We start from the raw sequence: 20,205 nt of genomic DNA, 5'->3' as shown, positions 1-20,205 counted from the left end.
TCACATTCGGGGGCGTTCGACGGAGGATTGGTCTTGACCAAGGGGGAGGCTCGCCTTATGGTCGCAGAGATAGTGCAGGAACCTTTAATAAACAAGGGCGCGGAAAACCGCCGCGGGACACGGCGAATTGCGGAGGATCAGGGTGGGGACCACGCAGCTGGCATCGGTACCGGAGCCGAAGTACCAGCACCTCAAGACGGTGATCGGCGAAGCACTCGACTCGGACTTCGCGGTCGGGGAGATCCTTCCCAACGAGCGCGAGCTCGCGGCCCGCTTCGGCGTCGCCCGGGCCACGCTCCGACAGGCCCTGGAACAGCTGGAGCTGGAGGGCCGGCTGCAGCGCCGCCGCGGCGTCGGCACCACGGTCGCCCCGCCGCGCGTGGGCGTCGACGTCTCCACCACCCAGCACACCTGGCCCGGTGTCGGCGACGAGGCCTGGCAGTCCCTGGACTCCGCCTCCGACGTGGCACCGGCCGCCGTCGCACGCCTCCTGGAGAGCGGCGCCGAGGAGCGGCTGCACATCGTCCGCCGCCTCCGCGTCAGCCAGGACCAGCCCGTCGCCGCCGAGCTGCTGTACGTGCCGGCCGGCTCCGTCCCGAATCTCAGTGCCGCCGACGCGCCCGCGGGACCTGCCCGCGCCGGCGAGGTGCTGCGGGAACTCCAGCACCTCGCCCTCGACGGCCAGGACCGCTCCGTGGAGCTCGGCTCCGCCCGCGCCGACGACGCCAAGGAGCTCGACCGCCTGCCGGGCGCGCCCGTCCTGGTGGTGACGACCCGCTACCTCTCCGGAGGACGTACCGCCGCCGTCTCCGTGGCCACCTACCGTGCCGACACCTGCCGGCTGACCTTCGGCGACTCCGTCGACCTGGTCATGGCCTCGTAACACGACACGCCCGTCCCACCCACGGCCCGTCGCCGGTCCCTCCTCGGACAGACCCTAGCGGCGGGCCGTCACCGTGCCCTCGACCGCGAACAGCTGCTCCTCGACGTGGTCGAGGGCCAGCCGCAGCGCGCCCGTCCCCACCGCGGCCTCGCCGAGCAGCGACAGCACAACCCGCGGCGGCCGCAGGCAGAACCGCGCCAGCTCGTCCCGGAGCGGCTGCAGTACGCCGTCCAGGCCGGCCGCCCAGCCGCCGACCACCACCAGCTCGGGGTCGATCGCGAGGACCAGCGCCGCCACGTCGTGCACCAGCCGCTGGATGAACCGCTCCTCCGCCGCCTGCGCCCGCGCGTCGCCCTTGCGGGCCAGCGCGAAGACCTCGGCGACCGCCTGCTCGTCCAGCGGGTGCAGCGGCTCGTCCGTGGTCGAGAGCAGGTGCTCGGGGGTGACGCCCTGGCCCAGCAGGTGCAGTGCGCCGATCTCCCCGGCCGCGCCGCCGAAACCCCGGTGCAGCCGGCCGCCGATCAGCGAACCGGCTCCCGGGCTCAGCCCGGCCAGGACGAACACGATGTCGTCGGAGTCGGTCGCGGCACCCTTCCAGTGCTCGGCGACGGCCGCCGCGTTCGCGTCGTTCTCCACGATCACCGGGCACCGGAACGACCGCCGCAGCCGCTCGCCGAGCGCGAGACCCGTCCAGCCCGGCAGGGCGGTGCCCAGGCGGACGGTCCCGTCGGCCTCCACGATGCCCGGGGTACCGACGCCGACCGCCCGCAGATTGGACCGGGCGACCCCGGCCCTGCGCAGCACGTCCGCCACGACCGTACGCACCCGGTCGAGGCGCTCGTCCTCGGGAGCCGTCTCCGCGACCTCGCGCGATCCGGCGCCGATGATCCGTCCGTCCAGACCGGACAGCAGCGCGGCCACCCGGTGCGGACCGATCTCGATGCCGAGCAGATGACCGGCCTCCGCGCGGAAGCGGAACCTCCGCGCCGGCCGCCCCTGCCGCCGGGTCTCGCGCTCCTCGGGTGCGGCCTCGACGACGAGACCGCCCTCCATGAGGCCCTCGACGACCCCTTCGACCGTGGGCCGCGAGAGGCCCGTGATCCGGGTCAGATCCGTGAGCGTGGGCGCGTCGGCGCCACGCAGCGCATGGAGTACCACCGCGGAGTTGATCCGCCGCAGCAGAGACGGATCCCCGCCGGTCAGCCGCCCCACAGTGTGTCCTCCCAGCTCGTGCACCTCTTCGGCGGATGGTACTCAATGGGTCGGGCCGCGGCGAGGGCCGCCCCCGGGGCCGGCCCGCGCCGGCCCCGGCCCGCCTTCTGACGGAACGCCAACTGTCAGTGCGGGCCGCTTTACTGGACTCATGACCACGGCACGGCACCTGGCGACGATCGACTTACTCCGCTCCCGCGATTTCCCCGCGCGACCGGAGCGGTCCGGACCCCTCGACAGCGGTCCGGGCTTCCATGTGGCGGAGCTCGCGACGAGCGAGGAGTTCTGGGAGGACGACGGCACGCGCCGCGTGCTCGTCGAGGAGCAGTACGAGGCGGAGCGGGACGGGCTCGCCGTCCTGCTCACCGCCCGCTGGGGGCCACCGGATGAGGTGGTCCTGTGGTCCGTCCTGGAGCGGAGCATGGAGGGCGAGGAGCTGCCCGAGCCGTGGTCCAGCCTCAGCTCGCACACCCCGAGCGTGCGGCTGTGGCGGGCGGACGGGCGGTGGATAGGGCTCGGCGTCTCCCAGTGGGACAAGGAGCTGCCCTTCCAGCTCCTCGCCGTGATCACCGACGTCGATCTGCCGTGAGGACCGGAAGACCGGCGGACCGGCGTCGATGCCCTACGGAGTCCTGGTCGCCGCCTCCCGGAGCCGGGCGTACTCCTCCGCCATCGTCGCCGCCGTCCAATGCGCGTTGAGGCCGCTCGGGTTGGGCAGCGCCCAGACCCGGGTGGATCCGATCACGCGCTCCTGCGGCCCGATCGCCGCCTTGGGCTCGTCGAAGGCCGTGCGGTACGCGGTGACGCCGACGATCGCGAGCCAGCGCGGCGCGAGCCGCTCCACCTTCTCGACGAGCAGCCGCCCGCCCGTCCGGTACTCCTCGCGGCTCAGCTCGTCGGCCCGCGCGGTCGGCCGCGCCACCACGTTCGTGATCCCCAGACCGTACGAGAGGAGTTCGCCCTGCTCGTCCGGCCGCAGCAGCCGCGGGGTGAACCCGGACAGATGGAGCACCGGCCAGAACCGGTTGCCGGGGCGGGCGAAGTGATGTCCCGTGGCAGCCGTCATCAGCCCCGGGTTGATCCCGCAGAACAGCACGGAAAGGCCGCCCGCCACCACGTCGGGAACGACGCGGTCGCGGGCGGCCTCCAGCTGCTCCGGGGTGAACCGGGTCAGAGGATCGCTCCGGGGGCGTAGGCGGCGGCCTCCGGGTGCTGCTTGAGGATCTCCTCGATGCGGGAGACCACGGAGGCGACCTGGTCGGCGGCGGCGCCGGTGAAGGACAGCTTGTCCGCCATCAGCTCGTCGAGCTGCGCCCGGTCCAGCGGGATGCGCTCGTCGGCGGCCAGCTTGTCGAGCAGCTCGTTGCGCTCGGCGCCCTGCTCGCGCATGGCGAGGGCGGAGGCGACGGCGTTCTCCTTGATGGCCTCGTGGGCGACCTCGCGGCCCACCCCGGCGCGCACGGCGCCCATGAGGACCTTGGTGGTCGCCAGGAAGGGCAGGTAGCGGTCGAGCTCGCGGGCGACGACGGCCGGGAAGGCGCCGAACTCGTCGAGCACGGTGAGGAAGGTCTCCAGGAGACCGTCGAGGGCGAAGAAGGCGTCCGGCAGCGCGACCCGGCGGACCACGGAGCAGGAGACGTCGCCCTCGTTCCACTGGTCGCCGGCCAGCTCGCCGGTCATCGAGGCGTAGCCGCGCAGGATGACCATGAGGCCGTTGACGCGCTCGCAGGAGCGGGTGTTCATCTTGTGCGGCATCGCCGAGGAGCCGACCTGGCCGGGCTTGAAGCCCTCGGTGACCAGCTCGTGGCCCGCCATCAGGCGGATCGTCTTGGCGATCGACGACGGCGCGGCGGCCAGCTGCACCAGCGAGGTGACCACGTCGTAGTCGAGCGAGCGCGGGTAGACCTGGCCGACCGAGGTGAAGGCGTGGGCGAAGCCGAGGTGACCGGCGATCCGCTGCTCCAGGTCGGCCAGCTTGCCGGCGTCACCGCCGAGCAGGTCCAGCATGTCCTGAGCGGTGCCGACCGGGCCCTTGATGCCGCGCAGCGGGTAGCGGCCGAGCAGCTCCTCCAGACGCGCGTAGGCCACGAGCAGCTCGTCGGCCGCGGTCGCGAAACGCTTGCCGAGGGTGGTCGCCTGGGCGGCCACGTTGTGCGAGCGGCCCGCCATGACCAGCTCCGCGTACTCGGCGGAGAGCTTGCCGAGACGGCCCAGGACGGCGACCGTACGGTCCCGCATCAGCTCCAGGGAGAGCCGGATCTGCAGCTGCTCGACGTTCTCGGTGAGGTCGCGCGAGGTCATGCCCTTGTGGACGTGCTCGTGGCCGGCGAGGGCGTTGAACTCCTCGATCCGGGCCTTCACGTCGTGCCGGGTGACCTTCTCGCGCTCGGCGATGGAACCGAGGTCGACCTGGTCGAGCACGCGCTCGTAGTCGGCGAGGGCGGCCTCCGGAACCTCGATCCCGAGGTCCTTCTGCGCACGGAGCACGGCGAGCCACAGCTGACGCTCCAGCTTCACCTTCTGCTCGGGGGACCAGAGGACGGCGAGCTCCGCGGAGGCGTAGCGGCCGGCCAGAACGTTGGGGATGCGGGGCTTCGCAGTCACAGCAGTCACGTGGACAGATTCTACTGGCGGTTTCTGCAGGCCAGCGCCACGGCCCCATGTGGAGCTTGCTACGAGACGCAGCTCACGCGCGGAGGGGTCGCGCGCCCGGAGCGCGGTTCACGGACCCGTCGGCGGTTCGTGGGGCGCCAGGTCGGGGCGCTTCGGCGCGCGGCCGTCGCCGGAGGAGCGGCCGGTCAGCCGACGGCCGATCCAGGGGCCCAGATGCTGCCGGGCGAAGCGGGCGTCGGCGAGCCGGCGGCTCGTCCAGCCCGGCGGCAGGGACGGCGGCAGCGGCGTCCGCCAGTCCTCCTCGGGGGCCAGGCCGAGGGCCTGCCACACGGCTTCGGCGACCCTTCGGTGCCCGTCGGCGGTGAGGTGGAGCCGGTCCACGTCCCACAGCCGGGGGTCACCGAGCGAGGGGGCGCCGTACAGGTCGACGACCAGGGCGCCGTGCCGGGCGGCCAGTTCGTCGATGTGGGTGAAGAGCTCCTCCATGCGGGGGCGGAAGCGCTCCATGACCGGGCCGTTCCGGCCGGGGCTGCGCATCAGGACCAGCTGCCCGCAGGAGGGCGCGAGCCGTTCGACGGCCTCGGTGAGCAGCCCGCGCACCCGCCCCATGTCGACCTTGGGGCGCAGGGTGTCGTTGAGTCCGCCGACGAGGGTCACGAGGTCCGCCTTCATGGCGGCGGCCGTGTCGACCTGCTCGTCGACGATCTGGCCGATGAGCTTGCCGCGGACGGCGAGGTTGGCGTACCGGAAGCCGGGGGTGCGGGTGGCCAGGCGGTCCGCGAGGACGTCGGCCCAGCCCCGGTAGGAACCGTCGGGCCTGAGGTCCGACATGCCCTCGGTGAAACTGTCGCCGAGCGCGACAAAACTGTTGTACGTGGCATTGATCTCCATGGCGGGAGAGATCATACCGCGCGGTATGCGAGGGGTGCCGACAGGAAGGGAGGGCCCCGGGAACACCCAGGACCCTCCCTCACGTACGACGCTGCCGTACGAGCCTGCCGTACGAGGTCCTCCAAACCGCTACGACGACGCCGGGCGGCCCACCAGCTCCCGCAGCACGTCCTCCATCGCCACGAGCCCGGACGGCTTGTCGTCCTCGTCGAGTACCGCCGCCAGGTGCGTCCGGCTGCGGCGCATCGCGGTCAGGACGTCGTCCAGCGGCGTGGCCGCCCGCACCCTGGCGATCGGCCGCAGCGCGGACACCGGGAACGGCACGTCGCGCGGCGAGACGTCCAGGGCGTCCTTGACGTGCAGATAGCCGAGGATCCGGCGCTCCGCGTCGAGCACGGGGAAACGCGAGAAGCCCGTCCGCGCCGACAGCGCCTCCAGCTCCTCGGGAGTGGTGCCCACCTGCGCGTACACCACCTTCTCCGCCGGCATCACGACGTCCCGTACGGGACGGCGGCCCAACTCCAGGGCGTCGTGCAGCCGCTCGGCCGCCCGGTCGTCCAGGAGTCCGGCGTCGCCCGCGTCGGTGACCATCCGGGCCAGCTCGTCGTCGGAGAAGGTCGCCGAGACCTCGTCCTTGACCTCCACCCGCAACAGCTTGAGCAGGGCGTTGGCGAAGGCGTTGATCGTGAAGATCACCGGCCGCAGCGCCCGCGCGAGCGTCACCAGGGGCGGGCCGAGCAGCAGCGCGGTGCGCGTCGGCTCGGCGAGCGCGATGTTCTTCGGCACCATCTCGCCGAGCAGCATGTGCAGGTACGTGGCCACGCTCAGCGCGATCACGAACGAGATCGGGTGGACCAGACCGTGCGGCACGCCGATCGCGTCGAAGACCGGCTCGAGCAGGTGCGCGATGGCCGGCTCGGCGACGATGCCGAGGACCAGGGTGCAGAGCGTGATGCCGAGCTGCGCCGCGGCGAGCAGCGCGGACACGTGCTCCAGGCCCCATATGACGCTGCGGGCCCGCCGGTCGCCGGACTCGGCCAGCGGCTCGATCTGGCTGCGGCGGACCGAGATCAGGGCGAACTCGGCGCCGACGAAGAAGGCGTTGACGATCAGGGTGAGAAAGCCGATCAACAGCTGGATCGCGGTCATCGGCCCGCCTGCCCGGTCTCGTCGGTCCCGGCGGTCCCGCCGGTCCCGTCATCGGTCTGGTGCGTCGCGGGGGCGTGCAGCAGCACGCGCGCGGCGCGCCGGCCCGAGGCGTCCACGACGTCGAGCCGCCAGTCGCCGAGCTCCACCCGGTCGCCGACGCCCGGGATGCGGCCCAGCTCATGGGCGACGACGCCCGCGAGCGTCTCGTACGGGCCGTCAGGCACCCGGAGGCCGATCACCTCGACCTGGTCGGTACGGGCCGCGCCGTCCGCGGACCAGAGCTCACGCCCGTCCGCGTCCTCGCCCGCCCGCGCCAGGTCCGGCGTCTCGTGCGGGTCGTGCTCGTCGCGTACCTCGCCGACGACCTCCTCCACGATGTCCTCCAGGGTGGCGACACCTGCGGTGCCGCCGTACTCGTCGATGACGACGGCCATCGTCTGCTTCCCGGACAGGCGGTCCAGGAGGCGGTCCACGGTCAGCGTCTCGGGGACGAGCAGGGGCTCGCGCAGCAGCTCGCCGATCCGGCGGTACGGTCGCTCGGCGGCCGGTATGGCGAGCACGTCCTTGATGTGCGCGATGCCGACGACCGCGTCGAGGCTGCCCCGGTAGACGGGGAAGCGGGACAGGCCGGTCGCGCGGGTCGCGTTGGCGACGTCCTCGGCGGTGGCCTGCACGTCGAGGGCGGTCACCTGCACGCGGGGCGTCATCACGTTCTCGGCGGTCAGCTCGGCCAGGTTGAGGGTACGGACGAACAGCTCCGCCGTGTCCGCGGGCAGCGCGCCCTCCTTCGCGGAGTGCCGGGCGAGCGCCACGAGCTCCTGGGGGGAACGCGCGGACGCCAGCTCTTCGGTCGGCTCCATGCCGATGCGGCGCAGGATCCGGTTCGCCGTGTTGTTGAGGTGGCTGATCAGCGGCTTGAAAGCGGCCGTGAAGATCCGCTGCGGGGTGGCGACGACCTTCGCGACGGCGAGCGGCGAGGAGATCGCCCAGTTCTTGGGGACCAGCTCGCCGACCACCATCAGGACCACGGTCGACAGGGCGGTGCCCAGGACGAGCGCCACCGAGGAGGCGACCGCGGGGGAGAGGCCGATGGCCTCGGCCGGGCCCCGGATCAGCTTGGCGATCGACGGCTCGGCGAGCATGCCGACCACCAGGTTGGTGACGGTGATGCCCAGCTGGGCGCCGGAGAGCTGGAAGGTCAGCGACCTGACGGCCTTGAGCGCCCCCGCCGCGCCGCGCTCGCCGCGCTCCACGGCGGCTTCGAGCTCGCCGCGCTCGACGGTGGTCAGCGAGAACTCGGCCGCGACGAAGGCGCCGCAGGCGACGGAGAGGAGGAGCGCAAGGAGGAGCAGAAGCACTTCGGTCATCGGTTCACCTCCGTCCCATGATCAGTCAGGGGATGGAGGACCGCTCGATGTCGGTCTGCGGAGCGGGTGCTGTCGGAACCAGTGCTACTGGGAGGCTCGCCCATGGGCGGACGCTCACACCTTTCGATCGTCGTGACGTAGGACATGATGGTGCGCAACCATGGTAAAGGACGGGCAAAGGGGCCTGGTGATCACCTTGCCGCCCGGCTCGCCGGGGCTCACTCCCCGAGCGGCTTCACCCAGCGCCGCCAGTGGTCCTGACGCCGGTAGCCGGCCGCCGTCCACAGGTGGTGCCCGGTTTCGTTCTCCTCCAGGACCATGGCGTCCACCCGCCGTCCGCCGAGCGCGGCGAAACGTTCCTCGGCCGCTCGCAGGAGGGCGGTGGAGATGCCCCGCCGACGGTGCGAGGGCAGCACGGCGAGCCGGTAGAGGGAGGCGCGCCAACCGTCCCAGCCCGCGATCACGGACCCCACGATCCGGTCGTCAGCCACGGCGAGGATGAGCGCTTCCGGGTCACGCTCGACGAGCCGGGTCACCCCCCGCACGTCGTCGGAGACGGACGTCCCCTTCGCGGACTCCTTCCAGAAGGCCAGCACGGCCTCGGCCTCGTCGGGGGCGGCGGTACGTATCTGAAGATCGCTCATGGCCGGATCCCACCATGGGGCGCCGGACCGTCGCCAGGCAGTTCCGGCTGACGGACGCCGCCGTACGCGAAGGGGTCCTGCCGATCGGCAGGACATCCCCTACCGCCGGGCCACGCCCAGCACACAGGGCGACGACGGCAGGCGCGGGCCCTTCTCCGGGACGTCGAAGGAGCGGTACGGGCCGAGGGTGAATCCGGCCGCCTCGATCGCCGCGAGCGGGGCGCGCGCGGTGTGGCAGCCGCCGAAGAGCAGCGGCCAGACCGTCCGGTCGAGCCCCCGCTGCACCCGGGCCAGACCGGGCGTCCCGGCCGCACCGTGCTCGAAGAAGCGGAGTTCGCCGCCCGGGCGCAGCACCCGGTGCAGCTCCGCGAGGACCTGTGGCACGCTCCGTACCGTGCACAGCACGAGCGAGGCCACCGCCGCGTCGAAGGAGGCGTCCTCGAGCGGCAGCGCCTCGGCCGTGTCCGGCAGTACGGCCACGGGGACGCCGGCCCGCCGGGCGTTCTCCTGGGCCAGCCGGCGCAGCCGGGGCTCCGGTTCGACGGCCACCACCTCGGTGACCCCGGCCGGGTAGTGCGCGAAGTTCAGCCCGTTCCCCGCCCCGATCTCCAGGACCCGGCCCGAGAGCCCGGCGAGCAGCTCCCGGCGCAGGTCCCCGAGCCCGCCCCTGGTGTCGGCGGACACGCTGAACCGGGCGTAGAAGCGGGCGAACAGCGGATGGTGGACGCGGGGAGAGACGTTTCCCGGCCCGACCGGGGGTGGCGGTGTCATGGGAACCACCTCAGCCCGTCACGAAGCAGAACTCGTTGCCCTCCGGGTCCCGCATCACCTGGAAGGCGCCCTGCTCGTCCTTCATCAGGTCACCGACCCGGGCCGCGCCGAGCGGCAGGGTCTCCTCGGCCGCCCGGTGCGGATCCTCCACCTGGAGGTCGAGATGGAGCCGGTTCTTCACCGACTTGCCCTCCGGCACCCGCTGGAAGGCGAGCCGCGTGAACCCCGGCGGGTCCACGTACGACCAGTCGCCGCTCCGGTCGACCGGAGCACCGCCGAGGAGCTCCGCCCAGAAGCGGACGAGTACGGCGGGGTCGGCACAATCGAAGACGATCTCCTGCACGGAAGCACGCATGCTTCCAGCCTACGGAGTCGCCACCCCGGGGACCACGGTTCCGGGCGCGACGCCTCAGGGGGCCACGGGCCCGGGTGCGAACCGCCCCCCGAACTCCGCCGCGTCCCAGGTACCGCCGAGCGCGGGACCCAGCCAGCCGCCCGCCGCCGCCCGGAACTCCGCCGGGTCGAGCGCCCCCGACCCCTCCGGTACGGCGCCGAGAAGCGGCGCGCCCGCCGCCTCCGGCAGATCGGCCAGATTGCAGCGCGCCGCCAGGTCCGGCGCCGTCGGCCAGCTGCCGACCACGACACCCAGCTGCTCGATACCGCGCGCCCGCAGCGCCTCGGCCGTCAGGGCCGTCGCGTTGAGCGTCCCGAGCCCGGCGGGGGCCACTACCAGGACCGGTGCGCCGAGCAGCGCGGCCGCGTCCGCGAGCGTGCCGCCCTCCGCGTCGAAGCGGACGAGCAGCCCGCCCGCGCCCTCCACGAGGACCAGGTCGTGCGAGGCGGCCAGCTTGCGCGCGGCCTCGGCGACCTCCAGGGCCCCGACCGGGGCGAGCCCTGCCCGCCGGGCGGCCGTCCCCGGAGCCAGCGGCTCCGGGAATCGGCCCAGCTCGGTGGAGGCCACGGCGCCCGAGAGCCGCACGACCTCGTCCGCGTCGCCGCGCTCGTCGGGACCGATCCCCGTCTGCGCGGGCTTCAGGACGGCGACCGACCGGCCCGCGGCGGTGGCCACGGCGGCCACCGCCGCCGTCACCACCGTCTTGCCGATCTCCGTGCCCGTCCCGCTGACGACGACGATTCCCACTGCCCTGCCCGTCCTTCCGTTCACATGGTCATCCCGCCGCTGCCGCCGCGTGTACCGCGGCGCAGATCCGGGCCAGGTCCTCGTCGCCCGTCACGTACGGCGGCATCGTGTAGATCAGGTCCCGGAACGGGCGCAGCCACACGCCCTCCCGGACCGCCGCGCGCGTCGCCGCGGCCATGTCGACCTCGTGGTCGAGCTGGACGACCCCGATCGCCCCGAGCACCCGCACCTCGCGGACCCCCGGCAGCTCGGCGGCGGGCGCGAGGCCCGCCCGCAGTCCGGCCTCGATCCGCTTGACCTCGACCTGCCAGTCCTGGGAGAGCAGCAGGTCGATCGAGGCGAGGGCCACCGCCGACGCCAGCGGGTTGCCCATGAAGGTCGGCCCGTGCGCCAGTACGGGGACCTCGCCCCGCGAGATCCCGTCGGCGACGCGGCTCGTGCAGAGCGTCGCGGCCATCGACAGATAGCCGCCGGTCAGGGCCTTGCCCAGGCACATCACATCGGGGGAGATCCCCACCTGGTCGGCGGCGAACAGCGTGCCCGTGCGCCCGAAGCCGGTGGCGATCTCGTCGAGGACGAGCAGGACGTCGTGCGCGTCGCAGGCCTCCCGCAGCACCCGCAGATACTCCGGGTCGTGGAAGCGCATCCCGCCCGCGCCCTGCACCACCGGCTCCACGATCACCGCGGCCACTTCGTGCGCGTGCTTCCCGATCTCGGTCCGAAGCAGCTCGGCGTACGACTCCTCGTACGCGGCGGGCGGGGCGTCCACGAAGACCTGCCGCTGGAGCACCCCCGTCCACAGCTCGTGCATTCCGCCGTCCGGGTCGCACACGGCCATCGGCTGCCAGGTGTCCCCGTGGTAGCCGCCGCGCCAGGTGAGCAGCCGCCGCTTCTCGGGGCGGCCGAGCGAACGCCAGTACTGCAGGCACATCTTGACCGCGACCTCGACGGACACGGAGCCCGAGTCGCTGAGGAAGACATGCCGCAGCGGCTCGGGGGTGATCTCGACGAGCCGGGCGGCGAGCCGCACGGCCGGCTCGTGCGTGAGCCCGCCGAACATGACGTGGCTCATGCGCTCCAGCTGGTCGCGCACCGCCGCGTTGAGCACCGGGTGGTTGTAGCCGTGGACGGCCGACCACCAGGAGGACATGCCGTCGACCAACTCGTCCCGGCCCTCGGAGGGTTCGGCGAGCCGGAGGCGTACCCCGGACGCGGACGCCACGACCAGCGGGTCCGTACGTCCCGGCATCGGTCCGTACGGGTGCCAGACGTGCGCCCGGTCCAGGGCGATGAGTTCGTCGTTGCGCACGGCCGTCACGCGTTCGGCGCGAGGTCCGTACCGGCGCCCCGGCGACGCACCGCGACCAGGTCGGTCCTGGCGCCGTTCGTGGCCGGCGCGCTCTCCGCCGCCCCGTTGGACGCGGGCGTGGTGGACGCGGGCTCGGCGTGCCCGCCGCAGGGACCGCAGCCGCCGCCGGAGTGCGAGCCGCAGCCCGCGCCCTCCTCCGTCTTCTCCGCGGCCGGGCCGCAGCCCGCGGCCCCGGCGGAACCGCAGCCGCCGGCCGCCGCGGCACCGGCCTCGGCGAGGGCGTCCGCGCGGTGCTTCGGCAGCGTGGTCGTGCCCGCGCCCTCCACCTCGAGGCCCGCGTCCGCGATCATGTCCAGGTCGGCCTGGCCGGCCTGGCCCTCGCTCGTCAGGTAGTCGCCGAGGAAGATCGAGTTCGCGATGTTGAGTGCCAGCGGCTGCATCGAGCGCAGGTGCACCTCACGGCCGCCCGCGATCCGGACCTCGACGTCGGGGCAGACGAACCGCACCATCGCGAGGATCCGCAGACAGCGCTGCGGCGTCAGGTTCCACTCCTTGGCGAGCGGCGTCCCCTCGAAGGGGATGAGGAAGTTGACCGGCACCGAGTCGGAGTCCAGCTCGCGCAGCGCGTACACGACGTCGACGAGGTCCTCGTCGCTCTCGCCCATGCCCGCGATCAGACCCGAGCAGGCCGACAGACCGGCGGCGTGCGCCTTCTGCACGGTGTCCACGCGGTCCGCGTAGGTGTGGGTCTTGGTGATGCCGCCGTACGTCGCCTCGGACGTGTTCAGGTTGTGGTTGTACGCGTCGGCGCCTGCGTCCTTCAGCCGCTCCGCCTGTCCGTCCGAGAGCAGACCGAGGCAGGCGCACACCTCGACGCCCTCGTTCTGCTCCTTGATCGCCTCGATGGTCCTGCCGACCCGCTCGACGTCCCGGTCCGTCGGACCGCGGCCGCTCGCCACCAGGCAGACGCGCTTGGCGCCGCCGGCGACCCCCGCCGCGGCGGCCTGGGACGCCTCGTCCGGCTTCAGCCACGTGTACTTGAGGATCTCGGCCTTGGAGCCGAGCCGCTGCGAACAGTACGAGCAGTCCTCGGGGCACAGGCCGGACTTCAGGTTCACCAGGTAGTTGAGCTTCACCCGGCGCCCGAACCACTGACGGCGCACCTTGCCGGCCGCCGCCACCACATCGAGCAGTTCGTCGTCGGAGGTCGCCAGGACGGCGAGCGCTTCTTCACGGGTCGGCAGCTCGCGCCGCAGCCCCTTCTCCACCAGCGTGTTCAGCAGGTCCATAAGGGTTGATCCTTGCCTACCGCCCACCCCCGGGCCAAGGAGGATCCGAACAAACGCCCCCGAACGAGGTGTGTGGATGACCACATCCCGGCCGCGGCATCCTGCGGTTAGGGTCTGTGCGCTGCCTACAAAAGGATCGCCGCATGCCACAGGCCGACGACGCACGGGCCGCGGGCCCGCGCCGTACCGCGTTCGACTGGACCGACGCCGAGGCGCGCCGCCGGGCCGACGCCGGTCTCGTCCGTACGCTGCGGCCCCGGGCGGCCGAATCCGACCTCCTCGACCTGGCGAGCAACGACTACCTCGGCCTCACCCGCAGGACCGAGGTCACCGAGGCCGCGGCGGAGGCCGCCAGGCGCTGGGGCGCCGGCTCGACCGGCTCGCGGCTCGTCACCGGCACGACCCGGCTGCACACCCGTCTGGAGCGCGAACTCGCCGACTTCTGCGGTTTCGAGGCGGCCCTCGTCTTCTCCTCCGGCTACACGGCCAACCTGGCCGCCCTGACCGCCCTCGGCGGCCGGGACTCCCTGATCGTCTCCGACGCCTCCAACCACGCCTCGATCGTGGACGGCTGTCGCCTCGCGCGCGCCGAGACGGCCGTCGTCCCGCACACCGACCCCGAGGCCGTCGCCAAGACCCTGGACGCGCACCCGGGGCGGCGTGCCCTGGTGGTCAGCGACTCCGTCTTCTCCGTCGACGGCGACAAGGCTCCGCTGACGCGGCTCGCCGCGGCCTGCCGGGAACACGGCGCGGGGCTCGTGGTGGACGACGCCCACGGCCTCGGCGTCCTCGGCGAAGGGGGCAGGGGCGCCCTGCACGAGGCCGGGCTCGCGGGCGACGAGGACGTCGTCGCCACCCTGACCCTCTCCAAGTCCCTCGGCAGCCAGGGTGGAGCCGTCCTCGGCCCGGCCCGGGTGATCGAGCACCTGGTGAACACGGCCCGTACCTTCATCTTCGACACCGGGCTCGCCCCGGCCGCCGCGGGCGGCGCGCTCGCCGGCCTCCGGCTGCTGGTCGCGGAGCCGGTCCTCGCCGGGCGGGCCCGTACCGTCGCCACCACGCTGTACCGGCTGCTCACGGAGGCGGGCCTCACCGCGGCCCGGCCCGACGCGGCCGTCGTCTCGGTGCGCGCCCCCTCCCCGGAGGCGGCGCTGCGTTGGGCGGCGGACTGCCGCGAACAGGGCCTGGTCGTCGGCTGCTTCCGCCCTCCCTCCGTACCAGACGGCATCTCGCGGCTGCGCCTCACGGCCCGCGCCGATCTGACGGACGCGCAGATCGAGCGCGCGGTGGCGACGATCCTGCGCACGGCGCCCGCGGTCCCGGAGGCCTGACGGCGGGCGATCCGGGAGAAGGCCCAAAAGCGTTCCGAGGCAGCAGAGTTCACCGCTTCGGGCGACAGATGGGGACATATCTTGGTGGAACGCGGCCCGGCGCGGCACGATCGGTGGCACTCTGACGCGAAGCGCGATCCGGGGCAGCGGCCCCGGCGGGAAAGGGACAGCGTCGCCATGGCAGATCACCAGGAAGCATCCGTCACGCTGCCGAGCGACCCCGCCTCGGTCCCCACGGCCCGGAGATACGTCGCGGACGTCCTCACCGGCTGGGGCCTCGACGGCGCCGCGGATCTCGCGGACTCGGTCCGTCTGATCGTCTCCGAACTCGCCACCAACGCCGTTCTGCACACCCTCGGCCAGTCGCCGACCTTCACGGTCGAGGTCCGCCTGGAGCGCGAGGAACGGCTCCACATCGGCGTCACCGACAGCCACCCCCGCCGTCCCAGGCGGCTTCCGGCGGCGGTCCAGCAGGACAACGGCCGGGGCCTGGTCATCATCCGTGTCCTCGCGGCGGAGGCGGGCGGCCGGCTCTCGGTCACGCCGACCGAGGACGGCGGCAAGACGGTCTGGATCACGGTCCCGTGGACCGTGTCGCCCGTCGCGAGGTGTTGACGGTTTTTCGTATACGGATCTCTCCCGCGAGGGGGTACGGCGGCGCCACCGCACCCCTCACGAACGGACCGCTATCGGCGCCGGATCACCGGACGCGGCCGTAGTAGACCTTCGACGACCAGATCTTGTCGAGCTTCACCCAGGAGCCCGTCTTGGGCGAGTGCCAGATCTTGCCGCTGCCGGCGTAGATGCCCACGTGGTACACCCTCCCGCCGGAGTGGAAGAAGACCAGGTCCCCCTGCTGCCTGCTGGAGGCGGAGATGTGCCGGGTGGTGTTGTACTGCTGCTGCGCGGTGCGGGGCAGCGACTTGCCCGCCTTCTTGTACGCGTAGAGCGTCAGCCCGGAGCAGTCGAACCTGGTGGGTCCGGTGCTCCCGTACCGGTACGGGGCTCCCTTCTTGGACGCGGCGACGCTCAGTGCCTTGTTCGCGTGCGTGGTGGCTGCCTGGGCCTCCGATGCCGCACCTGGTGCGAGCAGCGTGCCGCCGACGGCGGCGAGGGTGAGAGCCGAGACGGCTCCGGCCCGGGACAGCAGGGACGGGACGTGCATCTGCGCGGTCATGCGCAACCCTTCGTCAGCCGCCTGCGAAGGATGACCTGTCGGGTTCGGGCTGGCGAAGATGCCCGGCCGCTGACGCGGCTTCACCCCAAGGGACGGCCCCGCTGCCGGAACAGCGCGTACGCCCCGTAAAAATCGGGTCCTCCACTCCTGCCGATCCACTCCTGTCGACCAGACGTCCGGGACAGCGGCAGGACTCGGCGTCCGCCCGGACCGCCCCGCCGCGGTGGCGGGGGCTTGTCGTCGTCAGGGATCTTGACCCACACAGAGGTCGAAATCCGAGCTGAAACGGCGATATGTGAGGCTCCTCACGACTGATCCATACGGGTGGACAGGATGGTTTCGTGATCGTCGGAGGTTTGGCCGACGAGCCCCGCACCAGGGGTGGAACGCCCCGTTCGGCCAGATGCGTGCACGTGATGTGCAAGTCACCCGGCACATATGTCGACTCGTCGACTACGCCGAACGGGGGAGCGATTCTGCGGTGCGCGTCGGCCGTACGGCCCTCGACACGACGCGCCGGAATGTCAACTCGCCTGCGAGTCGCGGACAGTGACGCGGCCGGTCCTCCGCTCCCCGTCCAACACCCGCAGGGCGCGCGCCAATGTGTCCGCGTGAACCTCGTGCTCCCCTCGCATATGCATGAGCGTCAGAGCCTCGCGCAGAGCCTCCGCCCTTCCCACCAGGGCTTGCGCCGCTCGCAGCGCTCCATAGGTATGCGTACCCCTGGATGGATTGATCTTCCCGAGGAGGTCGGCGACTTCGAGGTACGCGTCGACGAGTTCCCCCTCGGCCCGCGTCAGGGCGGGCAGGGGCGGCAGTTCCGGAACCACGGCCGCCTCACCGCGCCGTGGCGCCGGCGGATGCCGCCCGCCTGCTGGTGACCACGTGGTCGACCAGGCCGTACGCGACCGCCGCCGGCGCGTCGAGGACGGTGAGGCGGTCGAGGTCGGCGTCGATCCGCCCCCGGTCCTGCCCCGTGTGCTCGGCGAGCATCCCGGCCATCAGCGAGCGCAGTCGGAGCAGTTCGCGCGCGTGGATGTCGAGGTCGCTGAGCTGCCCCCGCAGCGGCTCCTCCACGGCGGGCTGCCGGAGGGTGGCGCGGGCGCCCGCGAGCATCAGACGCCTGCCCGGAGTGCCGGCGGCGAGCAGGACCGCGGCGGTGGACTCGACCTGGCCGAGGCAGGTGGTCTCCACCTCGCAGTGCAGCGAGCGCATGGTGTCGTAGACCGCCGTCATGGCGCTGACGGAGCCGCCGGGGGAGTTGAGGTAGAGCGAGACGGCCTGGTCGGGCGCCGCGTGGTCCAGATGGAGGAGCTGGGCGATGACGTCGTTGGCCGCTGTCTCGTCGATCGGTGTGCCGAGGAAGACGATCCGGGACTCGAGGAGCTTGGAGTAGGGGTCGAGGGTCCGGGTGCCGTGGGCGGTCCGCTCCGTGAATTCGGGCAGGACGTGGCGGGCGTGCATGACGGGTACCTCCATCTGTAAAAAATGTACAGGACGTACAGACCGTAAGATGGGGAGCATGACCTACGAGATCCCGGTGACGCAAGCGCGGGCTGAGCTGGCCGACCTCATCAACCGCGTCGTGTACGGCGGTGAGCGCGTCGTCGTCACCCGCCACGGGAAGCCGCTCGTCGCCCTGGTCTCAGCCGCTGACCTGGAGGAACTCGAAGCGGCGGAGAAGCCGGCCGGCGAGCAGGTGGTCAGCTCGGTCTCCGGCCTCCACCCGGTCGACTCCGCCGCCGGCGAACAGCGCCGCTTCGGCATCGCCGCCCACCACCGCGAGCCGGGCTCCTCGTAACGACCGGTGATGGCCCATGGCAGCCATGGCCGCCATGGCGACCAAGGCGACCCGTGCGATCCGGACGGGTCCGATGATCATGGAAATGCAAAGCCGCAGTTAACGAGCCGGAAAAACTTCCGCCCTAACGTGCAATGTCTGACCGTGTGCCGCATCTCGGCACCTCAACGCCTTGTTGACGGTCGGTAGGGTCCACGGCTGTCCGGGTGTCCCGGTCGACGACTGTGAGGTGGAAGAGTGCAACTGAGCCCGCACGAGCAGGAACGCCTGCTCATCCATGTGGCGGCGGACGTGGCCGAGAAGCGCCGGGCCAGGGGAGTGCGGCTCAACCACCCCGAGGCCGTCGCGCTCCTCACCTCCCACATCCTGGAAGGCGCCCGCGACGGCCGTACCGTCGCCGAGCTGATGGCCTCCGGACGCAAGGTGCTCTCCCGCGAGGAGGTCATGGACGGCATCCCCGAGATGATCCACGACGTCCAGGTCGAGGCCACCTTCCCCGACGGCACCAAACTCGTCACCGTCCACGACCCCATCGTCTGAACGGGCCGCCGATGATCCCCGGAGAGATCCTGTACGCGGACGGCCCCGTCGCCCTCAACGAGGGACGCCCCGTCACCCGCCTGACCGTGCTCAATGCCGCCGACCGGCCCGTCCAGGTCGGCTCGCACTACCACTTCGCCGAGGTCAACCCCGGCCTGGAGTTCGACCGGGCCGCCGCGCGCGGGCAACGGCTCCACATCGCCGCCGGGACCGCCGTCCGCTTCGAACCCGGCATCCCCGTCGAGGTCGAGCTCGTCCCGATCGCCGGCCGCCGGGTCGTCCCGGGCCTGCGCGGCGAGACCGCGGGCCCCCTCGACCCCGACGCCACCGCCGCCGGGGTCACCGGTGCGAACGGAGAGTCCCGTGCCTGAGCTGCACCGTGCCGTCTACGCCGACCTCTTCGGCCCCACCACCGGCGACCGCGTCCGGCTCGCCGACACCGACCTCCTCGTCGAGATCGAGGAGGACCGCAGCGGCGGCCCCGGCCGGGCCGGTGACGAGGCCGTCTTCGGCGGCGGCAAGGTCATCCGCGAGTCGATGGGCCAGGCCCGCACCACCCGCGCCGAGGGCGCGCCCGACACCGTGATCACCGGCGCCCTGGTCATCGACCACTGGGGGATCGTCAAGGCCGACATCGGCATCAGGGACGGCCGGATCACCGCGCTCGGCAAGGCGGGGAACCCCGACACCATGGACGGCGTCCACCCCGACCTCGTCATCGGCCCCGAGACCGAGATCATCGTCGGCAACGGCAGGATCGTCACCGCGGGCGCCGTCGACGCCCACGTCCACTTCATCTCGCCCACCGTCGTCGAACAGGCCCTCGCCACCGGCGTCACCACCCTCGTCGGCGGCGGTACGGGACCGGCCGAGGGCACCAAGGCGACCACGGTCACGCCCGGCCCCTGGCACACGGCCCGGATGTTCGAGGCCCTCGACACCTTCCCCGTCAACATCGGCCTGCTCGGCAAGGGCAACACCACGTCCCGGGAGGCCATGCGCTCCCAACTCCGTGGCGGAGCACTCGGGTTCAAGATCCACGAGGACTGGGGAGCCACCCCCGCCGTCATCGACGCCTGCCTCAGCGTGTGCGAGGAGACCGGCGCCCAGCTCGCCATCCACACCGACACCCTCAACGAGGCGGGCTTCGTCGGCGACACCCTCGCCGCCATCGCCGGTCGCACCGTCCACGCGTACCACACCGAGGGAGCCGGCGGCGGGCACGCCCCCGACATCATCACGGTGGTCTCCGAGCCGTACATCCTGCCCAGCTCCACCAACCCGACCCGGCCGCACACCGTCAACACCATCGAGGAACACCTCGACATGCTGATGGTCTGCCACCACCTCAACCCGGCCGTCCCCGAGGACCTCGCCTTCGCGGAGTCCCGCATCCGGCCCTCCACCATCGCCGCGGAGGACGTCCTCCACGACCTGGGCGCCATCTCGATCATCTCCTCCGACTCCCAGGCCATGGGCAGGATCGGCGAGGTGATCATGCGGACCTGGCAGACCGCCCACGTCATGAAGAAGCGCCGCGGCGCCCTGCCGGGGGACGGTCGCGCCGACAACCACCGGGTGCGCCGGTACGTCGCCAAGTACACGATCAACCCGGCCGTCGCCCAGGGCATGGACCACCTCATCGGCTCGGTCGAACCCGGCAAGCTCGCCGACCTGGTCCTCTGGGAACCCGCCTTCTTCGGAGTGAAGCCGCTCGTCGTCATCAAGGGCGGCCAGATCGCGTACGCGCAGATGGGCGACGCCAACGCCTCCATCCCCACCCCCCAGCCGGTCCTGCCCCGCCCGATGTTCGGCGCCCTCGGCAAGGCCGCGGCGGCCGGTTCGGTCAACTTCGTCGCAGAGGCGGCGATCGAGGACGACCTGCCCCGAAGGCTGGGCGTGCACAAGGAGTTCGCCGCCATCGCCTCCACCCGGCGGGTCACCAAGGCCGACATGCGGGAGAACGACGCCCTGCCCCGGGTCGAGGTCGACGCCGACACCTTCTCCGTGACCATCGACGGCGAGCCGGTCGAACCCGCGCCCGCCGCCGAACTGCCCATGGCCCAGCGCTACTTCCTCTTCTGACA

Annotated in this window: 23 protein-coding genes and 1 riboswitch; of the genes, 8 read left to right on the top strand and 15 right to left on the bottom strand. The window is 72.3% G+C overall.

Annotated features, from left to right (window positions below):
* Positions 1 to 142 precede the first annotated feature (142 nt).
* Positions 143 to 883: a GntR family transcriptional regulator gene (locus IO20_RS0104330; protein ID WP_030545941.1), complete on the top strand. Its 741-nt coding sequence runs from the start codon at positions 143 to 145 to the stop codon at positions 881 to 883.
* 54 nt (positions 884 to 937) lie between these two features.
* On the opposite strand, the gene IO20_RS0104325 is transcribed toward IO20_RS0104330, so the two are convergent.
* Entirely contained in the window at positions 938 to 2,095 is a 1,158-nt protein-coding gene (locus IO20_RS0104325) for an ROK family transcriptional regulator (protein ID WP_030545943.1), read from the bottom strand.
* A 151-nt stretch (positions 2,096 to 2,246) separates the two neighbouring features.
* Here IO20_RS0104325 and IO20_RS0104320 point away from each other — a divergent pair, with 151 nt between their 5' ends.
* On the top strand, positions 2,247 to 2,684 hold the full coding sequence (locus IO20_RS0104320) for a hypothetical protein (protein ID WP_030545945.1): 438 nt from the start codon (positions 2,247 to 2,249) through the stop codon (positions 2,682 to 2,684).
* A gap of 33 nt (positions 2,685 to 2,717) precedes the next feature.
* Here IO20_RS0104320 and mug read toward each other — a convergent pair whose 3' ends face one another.
* The 11 genes from mug to bioB form a co-directional block, all read right to left on the bottom strand.
* Positions 2,718 to 3,269 (bottom strand): G/U mismatch-specific DNA glycosylase, encoded by a 552-nt coding sequence (gene mug, locus IO20_RS0104315; RefSeq protein WP_078945842.1) that lies wholly within the window; start codon positions 3,267 to 3,269, stop codon positions 2,718 to 2,720.
* Positions 3,266 to 4,708 (bottom strand): adenylosuccinate lyase, encoded by a 1,443-nt coding sequence (gene purB, locus IO20_RS0104310; RefSeq protein WP_030545949.1) that lies wholly within the window; start codon positions 4,706 to 4,708, stop codon positions 3,266 to 3,268. The genes mug and purB overlap by 4 nt, the downstream gene beginning before the upstream one ends.
* 108 nt (positions 4,709 to 4,816) lie before the next feature.
* Positions 4,817 to 5,599, bottom strand: coding sequence for an SGNH/GDSL hydrolase family protein (locus tag IO20_RS0104305; RefSeq protein WP_030545956.1), 783 nt, complete (start codon positions 5,597 to 5,599; stop codon positions 4,817 to 4,819).
* Between the two features lie 129 nt (positions 5,600 to 5,728).
* Positions 5,729 to 6,748, bottom strand: coding sequence for a hemolysin family protein (locus IO20_RS0104300; RefSeq protein ID WP_030545957.1), 1,020 nt, complete (start codon positions 6,746 to 6,748; stop codon positions 5,729 to 5,731).
* Positions 6,745 to 8,115: a hemolysin family protein gene (locus tag IO20_RS0104295; protein WP_030545958.1), complete on the bottom strand. Its 1,371-nt coding sequence runs from the start codon at positions 8,113 to 8,115 to the stop codon at positions 6,745 to 6,747. The genes IO20_RS0104300 and IO20_RS0104295 overlap by 4 nt, the downstream gene beginning before the upstream one ends.
* Before the next feature lie 218 nt (positions 8,116 to 8,333).
* Complete coding sequence (locus tag IO20_RS0104290; RefSeq protein WP_030545959.1) at positions 8,334 to 8,759, bottom strand: GNAT family N-acetyltransferase; 426 nt, start codon at positions 8,757 to 8,759, stop codon at positions 8,334 to 8,336.
* 99 nt (positions 8,760 to 8,858) lie between these two features.
* On the bottom strand, positions 8,859 to 9,530 hold the full coding sequence (locus IO20_RS0104285) for a class I SAM-dependent methyltransferase (RefSeq protein WP_030545960.1): 672 nt from the start codon (positions 9,528 to 9,530) through the stop codon (positions 8,859 to 8,861).
* A 10-nt stretch (positions 9,531 to 9,540) separates the two neighbouring features.
* Positions 9,541 to 9,885, bottom strand: a complete 345-nt coding sequence (locus IO20_RS0104280; protein ID WP_030545961.1) for a VOC family protein — start codon at positions 9,883 to 9,885, stop codon at positions 9,541 to 9,543.
* A 54-nt stretch (positions 9,886 to 9,939) separates the two neighbouring features.
* Positions 9,940 to 10,671, bottom strand: a complete 732-nt coding sequence (bioD, locus tag IO20_RS0104275; RefSeq protein WP_030545963.1) for a dethiobiotin synthase — start codon at positions 10,669 to 10,671, stop codon at positions 9,940 to 9,942.
* 28 nt (positions 10,672 to 10,699) lie between these two features.
* A complete protein-coding gene (locus IO20_RS0104270; protein ID WP_245684866.1) occupies positions 10,700 to 11,920 on the bottom strand; it encodes an adenosylmethionine--8-amino-7-oxononanoate transaminase in 1,221 nt (406 codons plus the stop codon).
* 65 nt (positions 11,921 to 11,985) lie between these two features.
* On the bottom strand, positions 11,986 to 13,269 hold the full coding sequence (bioB, locus tag IO20_RS0104265; protein WP_030545966.1) for a biotin synthase BioB: 1,284 nt from the start codon (positions 13,267 to 13,269) through the stop codon (positions 11,986 to 11,988).
* Positions 13,270 to 13,412: 143 nt separating this feature from the next.
* On the opposite strand from bioB, the gene IO20_RS0104260 reads away from it, so the two are divergent.
* On the top strand, positions 13,413 to 14,600 hold the full coding sequence (locus IO20_RS0104260) for an 8-amino-7-oxononanoate synthase (protein ID WP_030545968.1): 1,188 nt from the start codon (positions 13,413 to 13,415) through the stop codon (positions 14,598 to 14,600).
* 177 nt (positions 14,601 to 14,777) lie between these two features.
* On the top strand, positions 14,778 to 15,215 hold the full coding sequence (locus IO20_RS0104255; RefSeq protein ID WP_030545970.1) for an ATP-binding protein: 438 nt from the start codon (positions 14,778 to 14,780) through the stop codon (positions 15,213 to 15,215).
* A gap of 85 nt (positions 15,216 to 15,300) precedes the next feature.
* Here the strand turns inward: IO20_RS0104255 and IO20_RS0104250 are convergent, their stop codons facing one another.
* The 3 genes from IO20_RS0104250 to IO20_RS0104240 all read right to left on the bottom strand — a co-directional run bounded on the left by IO20_RS0104250 (position 15,301) and on the right by IO20_RS0104240 (position 17,256).
* Positions 15,301 to 15,777, bottom strand: coding sequence for a C40 family peptidase (locus IO20_RS0104250; protein WP_030206742.1), 477 nt, complete (start codon positions 15,775 to 15,777; stop codon positions 15,301 to 15,303).
* Between the two features lie 3 nt (positions 15,778 to 15,780).
* Positions 15,781 to 15,911, bottom strand: a riboswitch (cyclic di-AMP (ydaO/yuaA leader).
* 390 nt (positions 15,912 to 16,301) lie between these two features.
* A complete protein-coding gene (locus tag IO20_RS41190) occupies positions 16,302 to 16,607 on the bottom strand; it encodes a hypothetical protein (protein ID WP_030545972.1) in 306 nt (101 codons plus the stop codon).
* Between the two features lie 7 nt (positions 16,608 to 16,614).
* Entirely contained in the window at positions 16,615 to 17,256 is a 642-nt protein-coding gene (locus IO20_RS0104240) for an ATP-dependent Clp protease proteolytic subunit (protein ID WP_030545973.1), read from the bottom strand.
* A 43-nt stretch (positions 17,257 to 17,299) separates the two neighbouring features.
* Between IO20_RS0104240 and IO20_RS0104235 the strand changes: the two genes are divergently transcribed.
* From IO20_RS0104235 to IO20_RS0104215, 4 genes are all read left to right on the top strand, one after another.
* Positions 17,300 to 17,578, top strand: coding sequence for a type II toxin-antitoxin system Phd/YefM family antitoxin (locus IO20_RS0104235; protein ID WP_030545975.1), 279 nt, complete (start codon positions 17,300 to 17,302; stop codon positions 17,576 to 17,578).
* Positions 17,579 to 17,815: 237 nt separating this feature from the next.
* Positions 17,816 to 18,118, top strand: coding sequence for an urease subunit gamma (locus tag IO20_RS0104225; protein ID WP_030545977.1), 303 nt, complete (start codon positions 17,816 to 17,818; stop codon positions 18,116 to 18,118).
* Positions 18,119 to 18,129: 11 nt separating this feature from the next.
* Positions 18,130 to 18,489 (top strand): urease subunit beta, encoded by a 360-nt coding sequence (locus tag IO20_RS0104220; RefSeq protein ID WP_030545980.1) that lies wholly within the window; start codon positions 18,130 to 18,132, stop codon positions 18,487 to 18,489.
* A complete protein-coding gene (locus IO20_RS0104215) occupies positions 18,482 to 20,203 on the top strand; it encodes an urease subunit alpha (protein ID WP_030545982.1) in 1,722 nt (573 codons plus the stop codon). The genes IO20_RS0104220 and IO20_RS0104215 overlap by 8 nt, the downstream gene beginning before the upstream one ends.
* Positions 20,204 to 20,205 lie beyond the last annotated feature (2 nt).

The organism is Streptomyces exfoliatus, from assembly GCF_000725545.1.
GTDB classification, from domain to species: domain Bacteria; phylum Actinomycetota; class Actinomycetes; order Streptomycetales; family Streptomycetaceae; genus Streptomyces; species Streptomyces exfoliatus.
Note: the sequence above shows the minus strand (reverse complement) of the source record. Positions and strands in the feature narration are given on the sequence as shown.

Excerpts from the sequence above, each read along its gene's own strand:
- IO20_RS0104295 (WP_030545958.1), bottom strand. The coding sequence starts at position 8,115 with ATGACCGAAGTGCTTCTGCTCCTCCTTGCGCTCCTCCTCTCCGTCGCC.
- IO20_RS0104235 (WP_030545975.1), top strand. The coding sequence starts at position 17,300 with ATGACCTACGAGATCCCGGTGACGCAAGCGCGGGCTGAGCTGGCCGAC.
- IO20_RS0104255 (WP_030545970.1), top strand. The coding sequence starts at position 14,778 with ATGGCAGATCACCAGGAAGCATCCGTCACGCTGCCGAGCGACCCCGCC.
- IO20_RS0104320 (WP_030545945.1), top strand. The coding sequence starts at position 2,247 with ATGACCACGGCACGGCACCTGGCGACGATCGACTTACTCCGCTCCCGC.
- IO20_RS0104220 (WP_030545980.1), top strand. The coding sequence starts at position 18,130 with ATGATCCCCGGAGAGATCCTGTACGCGGACGGCCCCGTCGCCCTCAAC.
- IO20_RS0104270 (WP_245684866.1), bottom strand. The coding sequence starts at position 11,920 with ATGCCGGGACGTACGGACCCGCTGGTCGTGGCGTCCGCGTCCGGGGTA.
- IO20_RS0104260 (WP_030545968.1), top strand. The coding sequence starts at position 13,413 with ATGCCACAGGCCGACGACGCACGGGCCGCGGGCCCGCGCCGTACCGCG.
- IO20_RS0104250 (WP_030206742.1), bottom strand. The coding sequence starts at position 15,777 with ATGACCGCGCAGATGCACGTCCCGTCCCTGCTGTCCCGGGCCGGAGCC.
- IO20_RS0104285 (WP_030545960.1), bottom strand. The coding sequence starts at position 9,530 with ATGACACCGCCACCCCCGGTCGGGCCGGGAAACGTCTCTCCCCGCGTC.
- IO20_RS0104240 (WP_030545973.1), bottom strand. The coding sequence starts at position 17,256 with ATGGAGGTACCCGTCATGCACGCCCGCCACGTCCTGCCCGAATTCACG.
- IO20_RS0104300 (WP_030545957.1), bottom strand. The coding sequence starts at position 6,748 with ATGACCGCGATCCAGCTGTTGATCGGCTTTCTCACCCTGATCGTCAAC.
- IO20_RS0104290 (WP_030545959.1), bottom strand. The coding sequence starts at position 8,759 with ATGAGCGATCTTCAGATACGTACCGCCGCCCCCGACGAGGCCGAGGCC.
- IO20_RS0104305 (WP_030545956.1), bottom strand. The coding sequence starts at position 5,599 with ATGGAGATCAATGCCACGTACAACAGTTTTGTCGCGCTCGGCGACAGT.
- bioB (WP_030545966.1), bottom strand. The coding sequence starts at position 13,269 with ATGGACCTGCTGAACACGCTGGTGGAGAAGGGGCTGCGGCGCGAGCTG.
- IO20_RS0104280 (WP_030545961.1), bottom strand. The coding sequence starts at position 9,885 with ATGCGTGCTTCCGTGCAGGAGATCGTCTTCGATTGTGCCGACCCCGCC.